The organism is Salmonella sp. SG203 (assembly GCF_013350575.1).
Lineage (GTDB): Bacteria > Pseudomonadota > Gammaproteobacteria > Enterobacterales > Enterobacteriaceae > Salmonella > Salmonella enterica.
Genome location: NZ_SNMT01000015.1, coordinates 1 through 18,477, shown reverse-complemented (window position 1 = coordinate 18,477; position 18,477 = coordinate 1). Strand labels below are relative to the sequence as shown.

The 18,477-nt window shown below is 48.5% G+C and carries 21 protein-coding genes and 1 pseudogene; 6 read left to right on the top strand and 16 right to left on the bottom strand.

The annotated features are described in order from the left end of the window. Positions 1–75: 75 nt before the first annotated feature. From HV477_RS28240 to HV477_RS18860, 13 genes and pseudogenes are all read right to left on the bottom strand, one after another. Positions 76–897: a hypothetical protein gene (locus HV477_RS28240; RefSeq protein WP_217487809.1), complete on the bottom strand. Its 822-nt coding sequence runs from the start codon at positions 895–897 to the stop codon at positions 76–78. Continuing rightward, entirely contained in the window at positions 894–1,310 is a 417-nt protein-coding gene (locus HV477_RS18920) for a hypothetical protein (protein ID WP_175065259.1), read from the bottom strand. Before HV477_RS18920 ends, HV477_RS28240 begins: the two co-directional genes overlap by 4 nt. After that, positions 1,303–2,049, bottom strand: a complete 747-nt coding sequence (locus HV477_RS18915) for an ead/Ea22-like family protein (RefSeq protein WP_175065258.1) — start codon at positions 2,047–2,049, stop codon at positions 1,303–1,305. Before HV477_RS18915 ends, HV477_RS18920 begins: the two co-directional genes overlap by 8 nt. Then, positions 2,046–2,234: a hypothetical protein gene (locus HV477_RS18910; RefSeq protein WP_175065257.1), complete on the bottom strand. Its 189-nt coding sequence runs from the start codon at positions 2,232–2,234 to the stop codon at positions 2,046–2,048. Before HV477_RS18910 ends, HV477_RS18915 begins: the two co-directional genes overlap by 4 nt. Further along, complete coding sequence (locus HV477_RS18905; RefSeq protein WP_175065256.1) at positions 2,231–2,569, bottom strand: hypothetical protein; 339 nt, start codon at positions 2,567–2,569, stop codon at positions 2,231–2,233. The genes HV477_RS18910 and HV477_RS18905 overlap by 4 nt, the downstream gene beginning before the upstream one ends. Next, positions 2,559–2,834 carry a hypothetical protein gene (locus tag HV477_RS18900; RefSeq protein WP_175065255.1) on the bottom strand — a complete coding sequence of 92 codons (276 nt, stop codon included), beginning with the start codon at positions 2,832–2,834 and terminating at the stop codon, positions 2,559–2,561. Before HV477_RS18900 ends, HV477_RS18905 begins: the two co-directional genes overlap by 11 nt. Next, on the bottom strand, positions 2,831–4,234 hold the full coding sequence (dnaB-PI, locus tag HV477_RS18895; RefSeq protein WP_175065254.1) for an SPI-7-type island replicative DNA helicase: 1,404 nt from the start codon (positions 4,232–4,234) through the stop codon (positions 2,831–2,833). Before dnaB-PI ends, HV477_RS18900 begins: the two co-directional genes overlap by 4 nt. After that, positions 4,227–4,664 carry a hypothetical protein gene (locus HV477_RS18890; RefSeq protein ID WP_175065253.1) on the bottom strand — a complete coding sequence of 146 codons (438 nt, stop codon included), beginning with the start codon at positions 4,662–4,664 and terminating at the stop codon, positions 4,227–4,229. Before HV477_RS18890 ends, dnaB-PI begins: the two co-directional genes overlap by 8 nt. Before the next feature lie 8 nt (positions 4,665–4,672). After that, positions 4,673–4,996 (bottom strand): hypothetical protein, encoded by a 324-nt coding sequence (locus tag HV477_RS18885; protein WP_175065252.1) that lies wholly within the window; start codon positions 4,994–4,996, stop codon positions 4,673–4,675. Positions 4,997–5,233: 237 nt separating this feature from the next. Further along, positions 5,234–6,211 (bottom strand): annotated as a pseudogene (locus HV477_RS18875) (ParA family protein); the annotation flags it as partial. Between the two features lie 357 nt (positions 6,212–6,568). After that, entirely contained in the window at positions 6,569–7,681 is a 1,113-nt protein-coding gene (locus HV477_RS18870; RefSeq protein WP_375372877.1) for a tyrosine-type recombinase/integrase, read from the bottom strand. Between the two features lie 16 nt (positions 7,682–7,697). After that, the gene (locus HV477_RS18865; protein ID WP_175065251.1) at positions 7,698–9,224 is read right to left on the bottom strand and encodes a TraI domain-containing protein; all 1,527 of its coding nucleotides are present in this window, start codon (positions 9,222–9,224) and stop codon (positions 7,698–7,700) included. Next, positions 9,172–10,677, bottom strand: a complete 1,506-nt coding sequence (locus HV477_RS18860; protein ID WP_175065352.1) for a UvrD-helicase domain-containing protein — start codon at positions 10,675–10,677, stop codon at positions 9,172–9,174. The genes HV477_RS18865 and HV477_RS18860 overlap by 53 nt, the downstream gene beginning before the upstream one ends. Before the next feature lie 564 nt (positions 10,678–11,241). Between HV477_RS18860 and HV477_RS18855 the strand changes: the two genes are divergently transcribed. The 6 genes from HV477_RS18855 to HV477_RS18830 all read left to right on the top strand — a co-directional run bounded on the left by HV477_RS18855 (position 11,242) and on the right by HV477_RS18830 (position 17,077). Next, on the top strand, positions 11,242–11,580 hold the full coding sequence (locus tag HV477_RS18855) for a cupredoxin domain-containing protein (RefSeq protein ID WP_023248771.1): 339 nt from the start codon (positions 11,242–11,244) through the stop codon (positions 11,578–11,580). Beyond that, on the top strand, positions 11,577–12,383 hold the full coding sequence (locus tag HV477_RS18850; protein ID WP_080214735.1) for an FTR1 family protein: 807 nt from the start codon (positions 11,577–11,579) through the stop codon (positions 12,381–12,383). The genes HV477_RS18855 and HV477_RS18850 overlap by 4 nt, the downstream gene beginning before the upstream one ends. Then, positions 12,380–12,895 (top strand): iron transporter, encoded by a 516-nt coding sequence (locus HV477_RS18845; RefSeq protein ID WP_023222311.1) that lies wholly within the window; start codon positions 12,380–12,382, stop codon positions 12,893–12,895. Before HV477_RS18850 ends, HV477_RS18845 begins: the two co-directional genes overlap by 4 nt. Beyond that, positions 12,858–13,853 (top strand): RnfABCDGE type electron transport complex subunit D, encoded by a 996-nt coding sequence (locus tag HV477_RS18840; protein WP_175065250.1) that lies wholly within the window; start codon positions 12,858–12,860, stop codon positions 13,851–13,853. The genes HV477_RS18845 and HV477_RS18840 overlap by 38 nt, the downstream gene beginning before the upstream one ends. Next, positions 13,843–15,924 carry a TonB-dependent copper receptor gene (locus HV477_RS18835; RefSeq protein WP_175065249.1) on the top strand — a complete coding sequence of 694 codons (2,082 nt, stop codon included), beginning with the start codon at positions 13,843–13,845 and terminating at the stop codon, positions 15,922–15,924. The genes HV477_RS18840 and HV477_RS18835 overlap by 11 nt, the downstream gene beginning before the upstream one ends. Positions 15,925–16,606: 682 nt before the next feature. Next, entirely contained in the window at positions 16,607–17,077 is a 471-nt protein-coding gene (locus HV477_RS18830) for a CaiF/GrlA family transcriptional regulator (RefSeq protein ID WP_023222315.1), read from the top strand. Between the two features lie 101 nt (positions 17,078–17,178). Here the strand turns inward: HV477_RS18830 and HV477_RS18825 are convergent, their stop codons facing one another. The 3 genes from HV477_RS18825 to HV477_RS29060 form a co-directional block, all read right to left on the bottom strand. Continuing rightward, positions 17,179–17,577: a pyridoxamine 5'-phosphate oxidase family protein gene (locus tag HV477_RS18825; RefSeq protein ID WP_023222316.1), complete on the bottom strand. Its 399-nt coding sequence runs from the start codon at positions 17,575–17,577 to the stop codon at positions 17,179–17,181. A 35-nt stretch (positions 17,578–17,612) separates the two neighbouring features. Then, positions 17,613–17,831, bottom strand: coding sequence for a YdcH family protein (locus HV477_RS18820; protein WP_175065248.1), 219 nt, complete (start codon positions 17,829–17,831; stop codon positions 17,613–17,615). A 568-nt stretch (positions 17,832–18,399) separates the two neighbouring features. Next, the coding region (locus tag HV477_RS29060) for a hypothetical protein (RefSeq protein ID WP_375372879.1) at positions 18,400–18,477 on the bottom strand (78 nt) is incomplete at its 5' end.

Below are 18,477 nucleotides of genomic sequence, written 5' to 3'. Positions count from 1 at the left end.
GGTTGAGCCAGTCAATTTTGTAAACTGTGGGTTCCCGTAAGGCTGCCCGTTTTCCGTCAGTCATAACTGGCATACTCACTCCTCCTCACTGCTACCCGTTGCGCGGTTGATGCGTTCCATCTCCGCCAGGATAAGGGCACCGGCTTTTTCCAGGTCCCTGTAGGGGCTGGCCGGTTTCCACCATTCTTCAGCCCACGGCCAGTCATCCGGTACGCCTTCAGCCTGATACGCCGCCGGATTTTCGGCGTAAATCCCGCCACGGACACTGACATGACGGGCATAGCAGGCCGCGGCCCCGGCCAGTTCGCCACCGCCATAAGCGTCATCATGCTCAGGTGTATACCCCTCCACATGAATCTGGCGCAGACGTTCACTCATGATGTCGTACCAGGCGGCAGGCATTATCGGTTTGTCCCGGGGAGGGCGATGACCAAATGCAAGGGAAGCGTTGTAACAGTCCGTCATGTACTCCGTGGCAATGAACAAATCCCGCCGAATCACATCCTGTTCAAGGACATCACACAGCCAGCCAGCATGGTGGTTGCATACATGATTAAAACGCGCAATGACGCCTGCAGCTTCCTTCGGTATTGCCGGGGCAGCCTGACGGGCCGTCAGGGTTCGTAACGCCACCGCCCCGATTTCCCGCACAAGTTCTTCCTGACCGCCGGTATCAGTGTGCCCGTACTGCATGAGATGCTCAGCCATTCTCAACAGCGCTTCACGGTCCTTTGCGCTGTATCCCAGCGGCTCAGCAATCCTCTGGCGGTATTCCCGGATTTCGCGGGCCATCGCCACAATGTCCGACCCCGAAACAAAAAAATCCCCCGGAGTTGTTATTTCAGCAAGCTTGCTGTTTTCCAGCCTTCCGGTTCGTGTTTTATTCAGTACTGTCATTGTCCGCTCTCCCGGGAAACGTTCTGCAACAGGGTTTTAAGGTATTCAGTCACCGTCATCAGGTCCCGACGGTCGACCAGGCATGTATGTTCGTCAATGTGACTCCGGTCACTGAGATGGTCACACTGATGCTGAAAACGCCTGATAATTCCGTCGATATCATCCGGAACGGCGGGAACTGTCTGTGGTGCGACAAAAAGTTTCGCCCCTTCCGGTACGCTGCGTATCCACTCAACCACCCGGTAACCAGCGACATCCACAACGGTACCAACGGACTCACAGTCCCCCCTGCGGCGTTCCTGCAACTCAACCAGCGCGGACTTTATGTCGGTTATCACTGATGAAGGTTCATTAAAGGGAACCATGTCAGTCAGCGCCTTTATACGCGCGTCTTCCAGTCTGTAATCACTCATCGCCTGTGTCCTCAATCACGCATCTGATGCCCGCACGTGCACAGGCAGCCCTGACAGCGCTGACGTTCACCGCCAGCGGGTAACCGATATCGCCATCAGGATAAAACGGGTCGGTAACAGTGACTGTCCGGCTTTCCAGTTCTGCCAGGCGCTGCTCAGTGTCGTCAACACGGCACTTTTCATCGTCATCAGTCAGGTAAAGGCCGGTATATTCACCTTCCCGCCATCCGCCGAAATCATGGTCGTATCGCTCGCATGAAAACTCACCGTCGCAGTCCCTGGTGGGAATGGTGTAACTGTCAAATGGACCACCATATGTCGGCACGTATCCCAGGGCCGGATGCTCAATCCACATGAAGAATTGACGCCCGGTAACCGGGCAAACATCCGGTTTCCACTGGTTGTTAACGTTTGCCGCTCCGGACAGCTCAACTATCGGCTTCCCGGCGGTTTCCAGTCTGCGCTTCAGCTCTTCGTTTTCTTCGGCCAGAGAACACGCCGCTTCGTGGTCTACTGCTGCGGTATGCGCTGTTGTATCCAGTTCATCCAGCACCGCCAGTACAGAAGCGGGACTGGCGGCGGCAATGAACCTGGCAACATCAGTTGTAATTGAGCATGCGATGAAGTTTTCATAACCTTCGCTATCAACATGAACCACTTCCTCATCGGCATTCATCTGCCATGACTTCTTGTTGATTGCCTGCGCCGCTTCACGCAGCGCCTGTTTGTCTGTGGTCATGCTGCACCGCCTTTGCTGGTCGCACGGGTGATTATTTCTTCAATCAGTCGGTAAACCTGCTGCTGTTCTTCATCATTCAGTTTTATGCCTGATTCGAATTCGACAGAGTCCACGACAGCAGACACATAACCCTCAAGGGAGCTGAACATGGCAGAATAAATAGCCGCTTTTGTCAGTCTGCTCATTGTGAAGACTCCTCTGTATCAGGAAGCGCACCGCAGACGGGCATGACATAGCCCAGCCACAGAATTTCACTGATGGCGTTCCAGAAGAATTTTTCGATGCAGAGGTGTGGTGCGAACCCGCCAAATCCCCGGTTCTCCCACTGACGAAGGATTTCACGCTCCTGAGCACTGACCCGCCGCTGGTCGATATAACCGTCGTTCATGGCGCAGTGCTGTACATACAGCATCAGCCGCAGTTCCTGCTGTGAAATGACATACCCCAGCAGCTCACAGGATTTACGTTCAATTTCCGACGTCAGTTGCCCCCGGCTGTAACCTGTTCTGTCAGGTATCATGGTGTTCACCCTCCTGATTTTCCCAGTAATCCCGCACGGCCTGATTCAGTATGTGCAGAAGCCGCTGGCCGGTGACCCGTCTCAGGTAGACCTGGCTGTATCTCCGACCCGGCGTATTAATCCAGCGCTCCCACTCATCACGGAAGGTCTGATATCTGGTAATACCGATGCTGACGATGTACTCCCTTATCCCGCAGGTATGTCCGGCGGGAAGAACCTCAGGAACCGGGTTCACAACGTTATTTCTCTGTTTTTTCAGGCTCATGCAGCCGCTCCTCCGTATCCGAGGTGATATTCTGAAAACCGGGTGTACTCGCCCTCAAAGCGGGTTCTCACCGTTCCCAGTGGCCCCTGACGCTGCTTGCTCAGGATGAGCTCAGCCACACCACGTTCCGGAGTGTTTTCGTTGTAGGCCTCATCGCGATAAAGGAAGAGAATGACGTCCGCATCCTGCTCCAGGGAGCCGGAGTCACGGAGGTCACCGTTGTTGGGGCGCTTGTCTGCGCGCTGTTCAAGCCCGCGATTTAACTGGGAAAGTGCTATCACAGGGCACCGCATTTCTTTGGCCAGCGCCTTGAGGGAACGGGAAATCTCCTGGATTTCCTGGGTGCGGTTCTCCTTTTTCTCCGGACAGACCATCAGTTGCAGGTAGTCCACCAGAATGAGCGCAGGCTCCCCGTATTTACGGGCATTACGCCGGGCGGAAGTCCGCAGCGTGGCCGGCGTCTGATAACTGGTGTCATCTATAAGGAAGCGGTTTTCCCACTGAGACAGCGTTCCCACCGCGCCACATACCAGCTCAAGGTCGTGAGCGGTCAGATTACCGCTGCGAAGACGGGTCAGTGGAACTCCTGCCAGAATGGACAGCAGACGCAGCATCAGCTGTGGCGCAGGCATCTCGATGCTGTAGAACTGGACCGTTCTGTCCACAGGACATCCGTACAGCGCCGCCAGCGCATGCCCGACCGCCAGGGCGGTTTTACCCATGGACGGACGGGCGCCAATCAGTATCAGGTCACCGTTCTGCCAGCCGCAGGTTTTTGCATCCAGCTCCGAAAATCCTGTAGGAACGCCGGTCATTCCGTTCCCGTCCGCCACCGACTCCAGCCAGGCCATCACATCTGACGCCTGTGTGGTGATACTCAGACAGGCCTGCGGCACATTCTGCTGCGCCAGGTTAAACAGCGCTTTCTCGCCCTGTTCAACCAGCGAGTCCGTGACCTGCTTCAGGGTGGAAATGCCCTTACCATCGGACGGCTGCAACAGGGCAGCCTGCTGGTAAAGGGAGCTTCCCAGCTTCATCAGCTGGCGTGCCCGGCTGCACTCCCGGACAATTTCAGCATAGGCGACGATATTGGCGGCGCTGGGCGTGTTTTTGGACAGTTCAGCCAGATAAGCAAATCCCCCGCACCGCTCCAGCAGGCCACGTCGCTCCAGGGACTCCGAGAGGGTAATCAGGTCAATGGGATACCCGGAGCTGACCAGACGTTCAGTTTCACGGTAAATCACCTGGTTGACGGAAATATAAAAATCCGTCGAAGTCAGGAGAGGAGCCACCTCATCCCAGCGGTCATTGTCCAGCATCAGTCCGCCGAGCACGCTGGTCTCCGCGCCCTGATGGTATGGAGCATCATGATGCGGCTTCGTTACTTTAATGTCAGCCATTCACCACCTCCGCAGCCTCTTCACGCGGACAGGCAAGGAATGCATCCAGCAGACGCCGGTGCATACGCGGAGACACCAGAAACAACGGCATGTCAGACAACGGCAGGTATGACACGCTTTCACGCCGCTCATGGTCATACGTCCACATGACCTCAAAAAGCCGCATGTCATCCCGCAGACTGCCCGTTTCAGGGGAATGGTGAACCGGGGTTCCGGCCTGCGTATCCAGCTTCCGGTGGTATTCGTACTCCGACAGCAGGTTGTGGTAAATCACCGTGGATTCAGGTACACCCCGGATATCAGCCAGCAGCGCAACCAGGTACGCGCCGGCATCGTCATTATGGTCAACCTCAAAAAACACCCGTTTTTCATCAAAACCCCGGTGCAGGGAGGCAGCGCAGGAGCAGACTGCACGATAAAGAATTCGCATTTTCCACCTCACGCATTCTGAACAGTGTAAAAAACGGCAAAAAATGGCAAAAAAGGTGCCGGACCAGCCACTGCAGTACGTACCATCCCGTTCACTGACAGAACATTTTCTGACCACAATGTTTGCAGACACCGGTCAGAACGTTCCGTCAGCAACATCACGTTCATCAGCACAAGGAACAAAATATGATTACTGATGAAAATTCTCAGGATAACCGCATGCAGCAGGAGTCCGACAAAACGGCTGTTGTAAGCGTAAACCGTACAGAGTACGGTTTCGTCCACTGAACATGCGATTCTGACGGTATGAATCAGAGGGAAGTTATTCATCATCGTTTCTCCTCACTCAGCATCATCAGTCAGCGGATGATTCAGGAAAGATTCGCATGACGAACACACGCCCCGCCCGGTTTCATAATTCACCTTCAGCCAATGGCAGGGCTCACGGAATTCGTTCACGCAGGCGTTATTGTCACTACAGCCACATCCGACACAGACGGCTTCCTGAGCTGCGGGGGCGTCTGCCACAGCATCAGTACCGGCAACTGCGCCGGCAGCGCCATTCACGCCGGGTCTTCGGCGCAGTACATCATCGAATAACGCTTTCCACTGCGGGAACAGTTCGCAGGCCAGATTGTGAATTGTTTCCGCCGCCGGCAACGACTTACGGTCAGTGGTGTATTCAAGCCGGTGAACGGGCTGACCTGTGGCGTGACCGCGCTTGTACACCTCCAGTTTTTCAATAGTGGTGTTCAGCATCGATATGTTTATTTCAGAAGAGCCGATATATTTCTTCTGTTCAACAATGCCGGTCAGTTCCATGAGGGTCTGGCGGTCCAGCACGGTGTTTTCGAAATGGTTAATCAGGATATGAATATCAGGGATTGTGATGCCGTACATTCTGAGGGGCAGCAGACGGTTCACCAGCCTGACCGTTCCCCGGAGGAATTCACGGACATCGGGCAGAATGGGTTTTATCACCCCGACCACACTGTTGGCGGCCAGAACAACAATTTCGGTCATCACTCCGGCCGCGCCTTTTGAATCGATGATGATGACGTCATACTGGCGGAATAACGTATGCTGCAGCACATTGCGCAGACGCATGCGGCCATCCGCGATGTGCAGTATCTCTCCCGGCAGACGCTCATCAGGGTCATTGGAGACAATCACATCCAGATTAGGAATACAGGTACGGGAAATAATATTATCAGGATTACTCAGGTCGACCGTCTGTGTCAGCAGTTCATACAGACCGCAGGGTGCCTCATAATCCAGGTGGTAGATACTGCAGGAAGTCGGCTGGGAATAGTCGCCATCAATCAGGAGGGTTTTCAGACCGGCATCGGCAGTGAAACCGGCAAGATAGGCACCCTGGGTGCTTTTTCCCTCGCCGCCCTTGGTGGAGATGATGGAAAGGATTTGTGTCGCGACTTTTGTCAGCGGAAATGGTAAAGTGCTGTTGCGATCACTTTCGATCGAAGGTGATCCGGATGCTTCACCAGGCGGAATCGAACAGGTATCAGAAGAACCAGTTAAGTTTTGCATGCCATACACTCGAATGTTGATCGAATGTTAATATCTGGCTACAAAACACGCTGAAAAGTCGATTTTTTAACCGTTTTCAGGACAGGGGATTGAAAATCCCCGTGTCCTTGGTTCGATTCCGAGTCCGGGCACCACCTTCAGAACCCATTCGCCAGTTCCCCTTAGACATGGCGGGTGTAAAGGTGACGAGATCGTTATGCAGATCTTCGATATTCACATTCTGTCCTGCATGATGGTTTACGTTACCAAAATGCCAGCGGCTTGCTCTAACAGGCCGCTGGCGACTTATTCCAAAATTCAGTATCAACACTTTTACACTGTTTTGTCAATAGCGTGTAAAACAAGAACCCTTGTCTGTCAGGAACCAGATCCTGAAGACGGATCCTTTTTCCTCCCCTTCTTTTTCACCGCAGGCAGTTCTGAATCAAGAATTTCACGCAGCGAGTCCACATCGTTCTCCACATATTCAAGCGTAGTATTCGCACTGGAATGACCCAGCAGATTTTTGGCCGCATGCAGGTTACGGTTCGGTGATCTCATCAGCTTTGTCGCGATCGTATGCCTGAACCGGTGGGGACTGACCTTAAATCCGCATTCCTTCGAAAGCCTTCTGAAAAAACCACGTATGGTCTGCAAAGGCATTGCTTCAATCCTGGAATTCCCCTTACAGAAATCAACGTTAAATAACTGGGCAGTCGGTTTCATTCCCCTCAGTTTCATCTCAGCCAGCAGGCGTGATAACCGTGGCTTCAGCAGCCCGGCAACAGGAATTCGGTAGTCACGGTGATTTTTCGCTGTTTCCGCCTGAAGCATGATCCACCCGCCTTTCAGGGAAATATCTCCCTGTCGCAGGTGGATCAACTGATTCTGTCGCATCCCGGTATACTGCAACGTATCAAGTACTGTTAACCAGAAATGTGTCGGCAAAAGCGCACAGCGTCCCGGAGCCCTGCCCTGTTTTTCCATTTCTTCAAAGCGCCCCATCACGCTGTACACTTTCTCCATCTGCTGATCGTCCAGCGTTTTCTTGAGTTTTGTATCCGCGCGCACCACCATTTCATGAAATGGATTTTCTTTCAGGGGGATATACTTCTTGTTGATGCCAAAGGCATACAGCGCCCTCATATGGGCCACTTTATTATTCCAGGTTTTTGCGGACAGACCACGTTCCTTCAGAATAGAGTGCCGCCAGGAAAGAATATCCCCCGTAGTGATCTCCTCCGGAATTTTGTCATTCCCGACATAACTTCTGAATGTTTTCAGGACCTTTTCATAACTCCAGCAGGTTGCTGAACGCAGGGGTTTATAAAAGAGATAATCGCTCAAGAGGTTATCAAATGTATAATTTTCCATAATTTTTCCTTTTATGATTAATTCACATAATGGCGTGAATAAAAAATAATAAGCAGATCCCTTCTGACAATAACCACTGCTGTAACAAACTATGCCTGGTGTTACAAATGCCTTCATTATTATTTTGTTTCAGTTACCCAACTATTGAAACAAAGAGATACATACTATCATCAGGGATATCTCTGTCGTTGTAAATTTTCCTGGCCATAATCAGATATCCGGACCATCTTTTATGACGTCCCTGTCTTCCTTCTTCTTCATATTTCATGCACTGAAATAGTGACTTATCCCTTTTGCAGAAATTACGTCCCAGTTTCTCGAATTCCCGCTGAATGTCGTCTCTGTTGATATCAGGGGAACTGCATGGTGTTTTTTTAAGAAAGGCAAAAAATATTTCTGGTGTCGGAATAAAAATCATCCCTCCTGTTATATGAACCAGTGAGTCCGGAGCATTAACAGAAAGACTACCGGACCTGATTCCATCACTGAGCCACCGCCAGAATTGTTCACCACAGTTCTTCTGTTTGTCTTTTTTATCAGATATGCGCGCTGTTTCTTCTCCGGTTTTTACCACAACCAGATCTCCCGGCTGCGGGATGTTTTCTGCCTCCGTTACCTGCCTCTCAGATGTACTGAACTCCATCAGTGCCATAGCATCACCAACAGCCTTCGCCTCCTGGTTATCGGGCACCGCTACAACAGTTGTTACCGTGGGAGAAACTACAGTATCAACTGTCGGAGACTCGTCCAGGGCAGATCCCAGGGATGTAACGACATTTCCTGCGTCTCCAGATGTGGGTCCAGCCACCACATCCACAACTGCCACTGGCGCAACTGCCGTACCCGGGGCGAACTGTACATCTGAAGAGGTCCGACGTTGCGGCTCCTGGAGCACTCCACCTGCAAACCTGACCGCTTCGCTGATGATTTGTGACACCACACAGCCAGGCCTGTTATCACCCTGAATCTGATTCAGCAGCGAATCCAGTGCCGCTGGCGTCCTGCCCAGCCAGACCACAACTTCATCCGGCAACAGCCGCATACTCAGTAACGTGGCCATCGCATGAACGTTATTCCTCCGGTCCTGACAAAAGCGGACCCGGTAAGGCCTGGAGGGTACCGTCAGCCCCGGATACCACAGCGTACCGTCGGCCAGTTCCCCCTGAAGCTGGCCAAAAACCGTCAGAGAATGGCACAGTGCCGCATAAAATATCACCGCATTCCAGGTCACCGCCTGCGCCGACTGCTCTTCCGCGCTGGCCCCCTGTGGCAGCATGTATCCGCGTGACAACCGGAGGGCGCAGACCACCGTTTTCAGCGTCAGGTCCACCAGGCCCCCCACCACCGCATGATACCCCCTTTCCGTGGCCGGCAGCCCCTGCATCAGACTCACACAGTGCCGCAGCGGCTGCATGTAGTATTTCTCCGTGGCCTCTTTCGTCAGCAGGCTGTTTTCTCGCATCTGCTTCAGCATCTTCTGCCGGTTTTCCGTACCAAGCAGCACGTCCACCGTCTGCGGCCGCAGAAATCCGAGGGCTTCCGGCGACTGCGCCTGTTTTCCCGTTTTTTGCGTCTCAGCGCTGTTGTCGGTTACCCACAGGAACAACTTATGCAACATCCCTGTCCTCCCCGCTTTCATCCGTGTCATCACCGGTGCCATTTATGTCTCCGCCTGTCGGCCGGACCAGAATATCTTCCGCCGGAGGCTGCGCCAGTATCTCCCGTATCACTGGGTCCGGAACCAGCAGCCGCCGGGCGCGTGTGGCGGCAACATACAGCAGGTTGAGTTCATCATCCCGCCTGTCCACCGGCATGTCCGGGTCAAGAATGTCGGCAAAGTCGTCATACAACGCCACCACATCCCACTCCAGCCCCTTGCTGCGGTGCGCCGTGCAGACCGTCACGTCAGCGCCCCGTTCGTTTTCCACCCGTTGCAGGCGCAGCGTCTTAAGCCTTTCCGGCAGCGGGAAGAACTGGTCGAGGATATACATCGCCTGTTTCATTTCCGGGTCTCCCGTCTCCTCCGCCACCTGGCAGTATTCCGCATAGTCACGGTAGTCCTGCGTCAGGGTGTTTTTCTCCATCCGTTCCGGTAAATCCACCGAAAGCCAGTACAGGTCCAGCAGTTCCTCCACTCTGTAGCTTTCCATTCCCCCGACCCAGTACACCTTTTTTCCGGCCAGCGAGTAATTCAGCGCCGTACTGATGACCCCGCACACCGTCCGGTGCAACACGGCACGATGACCACACGTCCGGGGAAGCATATCCACAACCCGGTCCTGCGGGCCTTTTCCTATGACTTTATGCGTCTCACCTTTCAGTGCCAGCAACCGGTTAGCCACATTCGCCACCTCAGGACCGAAACGGAAACTGTTTGTCAGCCACAGCCGGTCAGCATGTTCCAGTTGTGGCGTATCCATCGCATTGTCCGCTCCACGGAAACGGTAAATCTGCTGATGCCGGTCACCGACCAGCACCACCCGGCAGCGCTGGCTGAGGACAATAGCGCTGGTCACCGGATTCGCATCCTGGGCCTCATCAAAAAGGAGGGTGGAATAACGGGAGGAGAGGTCCGGCCGGCTTAACTGGTAAAGCTTCAGGTAGGTGTCATGAGTGACCGGGAAGTCTCCCTGCCGGGCAGTCATCATCAGCCACAGCCGCTGCGAGGCCGTCACCGCCTGTGCCCGCTCCGTATCAGGCAGTTCCTCCTCATCCGGCGCATGTATCGCCGTAATCTGTTCATCCGCGCTGCAGATAAAATGATTCAGCGTGTACAGCACGGCACCGGCCATCCGCCAGTTCTTACTGTTCAGCGCCCGCGCAACGTCCGTGACCTTCAGGTTACTGACCAGACGGGAGGCGAAAAAACGCCCTGTCGCCGCATACGCCAGCTGATGGCTGGTTTTACAGGTGACATGATACGGGAACTTCTGCTCCGCCTCGTCACGTATCGCACGGTTGTAGGCGATATACAGCATCCGCTCGTCGGGATTCTGTTCAGCAAAACGTCGCAGGGTAGTGGTTTTGCCTGTACCGGCAAACGCGCCCACCACCAGACGTTTTCCCTGCCAGGCAATAACGTCTGCCTGTTCAGGCGTATCAGAATAGGACATATCCGGGTTCTCCACAGACTGAGGTTTCCCGGCCATAGTGAAAACAATACGTACGCGCTGCCAGCGTAATTTATTTATCCGGACATGAAAATTAAACAGCCGAATGTCCTGTTGAAAATAACTGTCTGAATCAGTGGCTGATTTCATGCGAATGCCTTATGAAAGCAGCCAGTGTATTGAGTAATACCCTGTGACCCGGAACAGGCTCAGCTATTTCTGAAGAATATTTGTATGGTGGCTCCGGTACTGTTTTCAGGGCAAAGGTCAGTTCCTCAATAGAAAATATTAGTTATACAAGTACTGCCCCTTAAATTAAAAACCTTATATTTCATATAATTAACAAAAAAACAAAGCGTTATTTACATATATTTACATTTTAAGGTGGAAACACTGGAACTGCCGATGTTAAACCTTCATGCAAATGATTATTAAACTCACTTGCATTTGCAATGTGACGATTATGGCTTTCTTGTCAGCCGTACAATTGTTTAAGAGTAAATAACCACGTGTACAGGTGGCGGAATTCACAACAGAACTAACTACGGGCTGTATGAGGGACGGTAAATGAGGCTAACGTTAACTACATTATTACTTCTTTCTTTTTTATCAGTTGCACGGGCTGATGAAAGACCTGTATTTAATTTAGAGCTTACTGAAAAAGGCTTTATTCCCGAAATACTAAATGTTCCGGCAAACACCAGAATAAAAATAAAAATGCTCAACAGCACTACAAAAGTTGCCGAACTTGAAAGTTTTGATATGAAATTTGAGAAAATTGCTACGCCGGGAAACTCGATTACAGTTCTTACCGGCCCATTGCATCCGGGAGATTATACTTTTTTTGACGATTATAGTGTCAATAATCTTCGTGGGAAGGTTGTGGCAAAGGAAATCTCAAAATGATAGCTGTCATCCTCATTGTATTCAGAGAGGTGCTTGAAGCCGGGTTAATTATCTCTGTTATTTTGGCCGCCTGTAAAGGCTATAAAATAAGCCATCTGGTCATTGCAGGAATAACATCTGGTGTGATTTTTTCAGGGTTATTAGCTTTATTCACAAACAGCATTGAAAATGCTTTATCTGGTACAGGTCAGGAAGTTTTCAATTCGGCCTTACTGTTGACTGCTACGTTGATGCTTTCATGGCAGATTGTATGGATGTCAACAAAAGGAAAAGAAATGGCAGATGCCAGCCGGAATGAAGTGAGAAATATTTTATCAGAAGGTAATAAAAACTATGCAATTGCTGTTGTTGTAGCAATTGCAGTAATGCGCGAAGGTTCAGAAGTGGTACTTTTCATGTACAGTATTATCATCTCGACTGGAACTTCAGTTACAGCAATGTTTACGGGAGGTATTATTGGTGTAGGTGCTGGTATAGTTTTTACCTTCTTATTATACAGGGGGTTAATTCTTATACCACTAAAGTTTATATTTTTACTCAGCAATATAGTTTTAACATTTATCGCTGCAGGACTGGCAAGCCAGGGTATCGGGATTCTATCCAGCATAGATATAATACCCGCCATAAAGGATACTGTGTGGGATTCATCATGGCTATTATCTGATAATAGCTGGCAGGGAGGTCTCGCAAGAGCAATATTTGGGTATACATCAACGCCATCAGGCGTTCAGATAATAACATGGATTTTAGTTGCAGCACTGATTCTAAGTATTTCCAGTCTTTTAAAAAGGAAAAAACCATGAAATTCTCAAAATCTTTACTTATAGTACCGGCAATTTTATTCACATCAATGGCATTTGCAAAAGAATATCCTGTAGGCGGGCCGGTAGTTCATGAAGGTATGGAGATAGCGTCATCATATCTTCTCGGTATTAAAATGTCGCCTCATATAACATCCATGATTATGGGGGATGATGTAATTCACCTGGAAACAGACGTGCATGCAACACAGGATAATAAATGGGGTTTTTCACAGGATGAATGGATCCCATACCTTTCAATAAACTATGTTATGACAAAGCAGGGAGACAAAGACTTCCTTGAGTTTGGACAGTTGCTTCCCATGGTGGCAAAAGACGGCGCTCATTACGCACAGTCAGTAAAAATGCAAGGACCGGGTACTTATACTGTGAAGCTAAAATACTCTGCACCTGATGAGAAAGGTTTTTTGCATCATACAGATGAAGAAACAGGTACCCCTGACTGGTTCAAACCATTTGTTGAAACATTTACATTTACCTATCCTCAAAAATAATAAAGATGGGGCGGGTTTGCCTGCCTCATTTATATTAAATACAATGACCACTTATTATAAATTCATCATCTGCCTGATACCTGTTATTATTTCAGGTCTGTTCAATCAATATATCTATGTTTTCAATGAAAACGTAGGCGCATTTGTTTTTAATGTATTTACTGTGGCTGCAGCTATAGCTGTGTCGGCATTTTTATCAGTATGGTCGATGAAATTGTGGTTCGGGTACGATATCAGGAAAAGTGTACTATACAGTTCATTGATCTTTTTTTGCATAGTTCCTGCGGAAAAATCGTTCATACTCATAATGTTCTCATATCTTATGGGGTGCATAATTTCACTTGCCAGAATAACCATCAAAAGACATACGTTTTACCTGAATCCTGCAGTTGCCGGAAGACTGGCCATATTTTTATACTCCCCACCTTATCTAAAATCTGACGGGATCACGGGTGCCACTCCTCTTACAGTATGCCGTAATATGCTTACAGCTCATTACCCATGCCACTCTTTTAGTAAATTCTTTTTAATAACGGGGCAATGGGCTGGCGCAGTTGGAGAAACGTCAAAAGCTGCTTTATTGATTTCAGCGCTACTTCTTGTTTATTTTAAATTACACCGGATTAGTTACATGATTGCAGGAATTTTAGGCGCTTATGTAGCATGGATAATGTTGTCCGAGAAATACAACCCTAAATTATTTGATTTCTTTGATGATTATATCCTGATGGGTAGCCTTATATTTGGCTGTCTGTTTATGACGCATGATATGTTTACCTCCGGGCTGGATGAAAGAGAACATTATATTTATTATTTAAGTGTTGGTTTCTTATGCATTTTGATTAGACTGGCCTCTCCTTTTCCTGAAGGTACGCTTTTATCTATTATTTCTACACAGCTTTTATTTCTTATCTTTTACACCTGCGCATATTTCAAAGGAAAAAAACATGAAAATTAGATTTTTTACATATCCATTATCAATTTTTTTTGGTGGGGTATTATGTTCACACGCAGCAACGGTAAAAAATCAAAATATTGCAAAAGACACTGATGCTGATGTCATTACGGTAACGGCACCAGTAACCTCACCTCTTGAAATTATTACATCGCCTAAAGAACCACGTCAGCCAGTACCTGCCAGTGATGGTTCTGATTATTTAAAAACAATCCCCGGTTTTTCACAAATACGTAATGGTGGTACAAATGGGGATCCTGTTTTTAGAGGGATGTTTGGTTCTCGCCTGAAGATACTGACTGATGGTGCAGAAATGTTAGGGGCATGCCCCAGCAGGATGGATGCTCCTACATCCTATATTGCCCCGGAGGATTTTGATCTTCTTTCACTGATAAAAGGACCGGAGACTGTTCTATGGGGTCCGGGTAACTCAGCCGGAACAATACGTTTTGACCGGGAAACTCCGTCTTTCGAAACTAATGCAGTCAAAGGGACTGCATCTGTTTTGGCTGGCTCAAGAGATCGTTATGATGGTAACGCTGATATTTCATTAGGCGGTGAAAAAGGCTATTTACGTCTCACGGGTAACAAGTCTCGCTCTTCGGATTATAAAGATGGAAACGGGAAAAATATTCATTCAGGATGGGATAAATGGAATTCAGATATCACTGTCGGGATAACACCTGAAGCCGATCGTTTGATAGAGTTTTCTGCTGGTACGGGTAATGCTCAGGCGGCTTATGCCGGGCGTGCTATGGATGGCACAGAGTTTAAACGACAAAGCCTGGGTATGCGCTTTGTGTTCAGCGACCTGGGACCCGTTTTCGACAAACTCGAGGGGCAAATAAATTACAATTACGCCCGTCATGTTATGGATAACTATTCATTACGCCGATTACCCCAAAATACCGGAGGCCATAGCATGCATATGATGCATGCAGATTCAGGATCTATGCACCACATGCCAGGCATGAAGATGGGGGGGAAAATGATCATGCCTTATGACAGAAGGACTGTTTCAGGACGATTAATGGGAACATGGGACTGGGAAGATGTCAAACTTGAAGCCGGTACGGACACCCAGATGTACACACACCGCTCAGTCAAAATGTATAACCCGGATACCTCAGGTGCTGGTCCCTGGAACAAAGACGCTCGGTTTCACGACTACGGTGTTTTTGCTCAGACAACATGGAATGTTAACAATGATTATGACCTCATAACAGGTGCGCGTATAGATCATGCACAGATGAAAAGTTTCAAAAATGCGGAACGTAAGAGAGATGCTTATCTACCAGCAGGTTTTGTCAGAACAGAACATACCTTCTCTGACAAGAAAGGAATGATGTATGCCGGGCTGGGCTATGTTAAAAGATTTCCGGATTACTGGGAGTTATTTTCCTCAACAAATTATAAATATGGACTTGAGGACGCATTCACATCTGTCCGCCCGGAAGAAACAACACAGTTAGATATAGGTACTCAGTATAATATAGGTGATGTTACGACATGGGTTTCATTCTATACAGCTTATATAAATAACTTCATCATATTTCAGTATGATCCATCAGATAAAAAAGGCAAAACCAGCAAAGCTTATAATGTAAGGGCAAGAACACTTGGGGCTGAAAGCGGATTGAGCTGGCAGTTTATTCCGGACTGGAAGTTCGATACCTCACTGACATGGTCATGGGGGCAAAACATTACTGAAGACCAGCCGCTTCCTCAGATGCCCCCCCTTGAAGGGCGTTTTGCTTTGACATGGGACAAAAACGACTGGAGTACCACAGTTCTCTGGCGTGTGGTTAGTCAACAGAATCGCATTGCTCTTAATGAAGGTAATGTTGTAGGAAAAGACATCATCAAAAGCCCCGGGTTCACTGTACTGTCTGCTAATGCAGCTTATAAATTTACGAAGGATATTAAATTAAGCATTGGAGCTGATAATCTACTTAACAAGAGTTATGCAGAACATTTAAATCTGGCAGGAAACTCCGGATTTGGATATTCAACAGACACTATATTTAATGAGCCGGGCAGAACATACTGGGCTAAATTGAACGTGGTCTTTTAGCATTTAAAAAATTTAACGGCATTGGCAAAGTTTTCTCTGAACGCCTGCTAATAAGATGACAGTCCGCCCTGTTTCATTGGGCCGGACTTTCATACTTATGTCAGACCGAGCCCCTGAATTTTTTCGACTGATCTCCGCTAAGTCAAATGCAGGCGTCAGACCATAAAACGTGTGTAATAATTAGGTCAGATAACTACCCACCCTTTTCTCTATTCAGGTTTCTTGTAGGGGTAATGGTGTTTGAATCAGTCCTTTCTCCACCGTACACTCATTAATTCGATCTTTCAGCCCGGGAAAAATCATTGACTCCCCTTCGAAATAAATATAATTAATACAAAAAACTTCATACTTAACGATTTTTGTCCATAAAACCAAACAAGACAGAGATAACATAAATAAATATATCGTCAGTTATATGTGAATAATTATATAATTCAACATTCAATATATTAAACAAACTTTAAACAACATAACAAATCCCCCCCAAAAAAAGACTTCGAACGGAACTTTTCAGTTAAAATACATAAATACTGGTACAGGCTCTGAAGGCCATCCGAACCGGGAACTTCCAGTTTCTTTCGGTTCGCCAGCCTATTAATAATAAAAGTGATAACTCATATCACTTATTCCTATAAAAAGAAGCATGCGAGTTTTCTTTATCCTTATTCAGGAAATAAAAATTATGGACAACGCAAAGCAAACTTATGCCACATCTATCCTGCAGCACAAAAAAACAGCCCAAAGCAATCACGATCCGTTCGTAATTCCACCGTCATTACAACAGTATGCTGACGAACCACTCTATATTTTGATCGCCCTGTGGTGCCGGCAGCAGAATGACTGGGTCAGTCGAATGGCCATTTCAGAGGCTTTCGGTATCAATGATCGCCGAGCGTCATTTCAGATATCTTATATTTCCCGGCATAAAAAACGGGTTGCATGCGAGATACGGGTTGTCAGAACCGACAATTCACAGCGCTTTTATCATGAAATCAGAGTAACTGGCGTAGTACTGAGCGGAGATACAGTAAGAGCAACCCCAGTTCTGCCAAAAAAAGGGCCCGTAAAACGAAGTAACGTCGGAAACGCCACGCCGGAGTTGCGCAATATGTTCCACACTCTAATGGGTTCGCGTAAAATCTGCGGGAACTGAACAGGAATAAGAAAAACCTCGATAACTATTTATAACTGAATGTTATGCTACATATGGCTCCGCAAACGGGGCCATATGTCTTCAGAGGGTGACATCACGATTTACTTGATCTTTTTTCCGGCGTTCGTCCCCGATCGGAGGCTGTATATCTCATCAATCTGCAGTACGACTGCACACAACGGCTGCTGCATGCCGTTATTCTGCGCAAAGTTCAGCGCATTTTCGTATGCTTCACCGTCCTCTGTTATCACTGGCGTACAGATAAAGCGGTATCCGTCACGATTCTCCCGATCAATCACGGCCACTGCCATTTTTGATCCTGCCCGGATATTCTTGAGCGTCCGTCCTCCCGTGTTCTCATTGTAAATCAGCGCTGTATCATCATAGACGCGCAGCGACCGCTTTGGCCCGATATCCGGCAGACCGTCTGGCCCCGTAGTGGCCTGCACAGGTAGCTGAACCGCCAGCATAGCCTTCATTTTTTCATCGAGTTTTGTCATCTTTCATCCTTATTTTCGGTTAACATCAGTCGCTCTTACTCTCCCGGAGAGTATGAGCGCAGAATACGGTACATCTCATCTTTCAGATGTAGTTTCTCACGCTTCATTTTTATAAGACGTATGCTGTCTGGGGCCGGGCGGGCCTCTTCCCGCGAGACCTCATGATCCAGTTCATTATGTCGCTGAAACAGCACCAAAAAATGGGCGTCTTCATTTTTTAGCCGCGAAATCAGCTCTCTGTATTCTGGAAACAATTTTCACCTCCGGTCATCTGCTGGTAATAGCAGTATCCAGTCTGTCGCCTGCAGCCTGTGCCTGGGAATACCTTATTTCCTTTTTTTCAGAAATTAATTAAACATGGGAAGTCACTACCTGTCCGTAACGATGCCGCTTTTATCTGGAAAAACAAAAAATGGAAAAGTTATTTTAATATTTATTCAACGAGCCAGTGCCTGATAACTGGTTAGCTGCATGGAGACTTACGGCATGAAGATTATCACTTCCTGCACAGGATTCGGTTTTCCCGTTTGCAGATTCCTGCCATATGCGGCATTCACTACCTCATTGGATTAGCCGCAATATTTGGCCTTGCAGGCCAGGGAATAGGCCGAATATCTCTTTCTAAATCTGTACCGGGACTAAGAAGCCTCCCTGCCTTATCAATTCGTTCCCGTTGTACTGGCGCCTCGTGCCAGTAAATAGCCACTATCATTAGTTCCGCCACTGGTTTAAAACAGTGAACAAAGATTTTCAACAACTCGATCAGTTAATCAAATACGCAGCCCGCAAAACGTAAGCGGTAAGTGAGAACCGTACTGACGCTTATTTATTGGAGAGATCTACGTTCCATGGCAGTAGTTCAGCCACTTTATTAGACGACCATTCCGGCAACACGCTCAG

Excerpts from the sequence above, each read along its gene's own strand:
- HV477_RS18920 (WP_175065259.1), bottom strand. The coding sequence starts at position 1,310 with ATGAGTGATTACAGACTGGAAGACGCGCGTATAAAGGCGCTGACTGAC.
- HV477_RS18885 (WP_175065252.1), bottom strand. The coding sequence starts at position 4,996 with ATGATGAATAACTTCCCTCTGATTCATACCGTCAGAATCGCATGTTCA.
- HV477_RS18910 (WP_175065257.1), bottom strand. The coding sequence starts at position 2,234 with ATGAGCAGACTGACAAAAGCGGCTATTTATTCTGCCATGTTCAGCTCC.
- HV477_RS18860 (WP_175065352.1), bottom strand. The coding sequence starts at position 10,677 with ATGTCCTATTCTGATACGCCTGAACAGGCAGACGTTATTGCCTGGCAG.
- dnaB-PI (WP_175065254.1), bottom strand. The coding sequence starts at position 4,234 with ATGGCTGACATTAAAGTAACGAAGCCGCATCATGATGCTCCATACCAT.
- HV477_RS18850 (WP_080214735.1), top strand. The coding sequence starts at position 11,577 with ATGATAGCTGTCATCCTCATTGTATTCAGAGAGGTGCTTGAAGCCGGG.
- HV477_RS18915 (WP_175065258.1), bottom strand. The coding sequence starts at position 2,049 with ATGACCACAGACAAACAGGCGCTGCGTGAAGCGGCGCAGGCAATCAAC.
- HV477_RS18900 (WP_175065255.1), bottom strand. The coding sequence starts at position 2,834 with ATGAGCCTGAAAAAACAGAGAAATAACGTTGTGAACCCGGTTCCTGAG.
- HV477_RS18835 (WP_175065249.1), top strand. The coding sequence starts at position 13,843 with ATGAAAATTAGATTTTTTACATATCCATTATCAATTTTTTTTGGTGGG.
- HV477_RS18825 (WP_023222316.1), bottom strand. The coding sequence starts at position 17,577 with ATGACAAAACTCGATGAAAAAATGAAGGCTATGCTGGCGGTTCAGCTA.
- HV477_RS18830 (WP_023222315.1), top strand. The coding sequence starts at position 16,607 with ATGGACAACGCAAAGCAAACTTATGCCACATCTATCCTGCAGCACAAA.
- HV477_RS18845 (WP_023222311.1), top strand. The coding sequence starts at position 12,380 with ATGAAATTCTCAAAATCTTTACTTATAGTACCGGCAATTTTATTCACA.
- HV477_RS18865 (WP_175065251.1), bottom strand. The coding sequence starts at position 9,224 with ATGGCACCGGTGATGACACGGATGAAAGCGGGGAGGACAGGGATGTTG.
- HV477_RS18905 (WP_175065256.1), bottom strand. The coding sequence starts at position 2,569 with ATGATACCTGACAGAACAGGTTACAGCCGGGGGCAACTGACGTCGGAA.
- HV477_RS18890 (WP_175065253.1), bottom strand. The coding sequence starts at position 4,664 with ATGCGAATTCTTTATCGTGCAGTCTGCTCCTGCGCTGCCTCCCTGCAC.
- HV477_RS18870 (WP_375372877.1), bottom strand. The coding sequence starts at position 7,681 with ATGAAGGCATTTGTAACACCAGGCATAGTTTGTTACAGCAGTGGTTAT.
- HV477_RS18855 (WP_023248771.1), top strand. The coding sequence starts at position 11,242 with ATGAGGCTAACGTTAACTACATTATTACTTCTTTCTTTTTTATCAGTT.
- HV477_RS28240 (WP_217487809.1), bottom strand. The coding sequence starts at position 897 with ATGACAGTACTGAATAAAACACGAACCGGAAGGCTGGAAAACAGCAAG.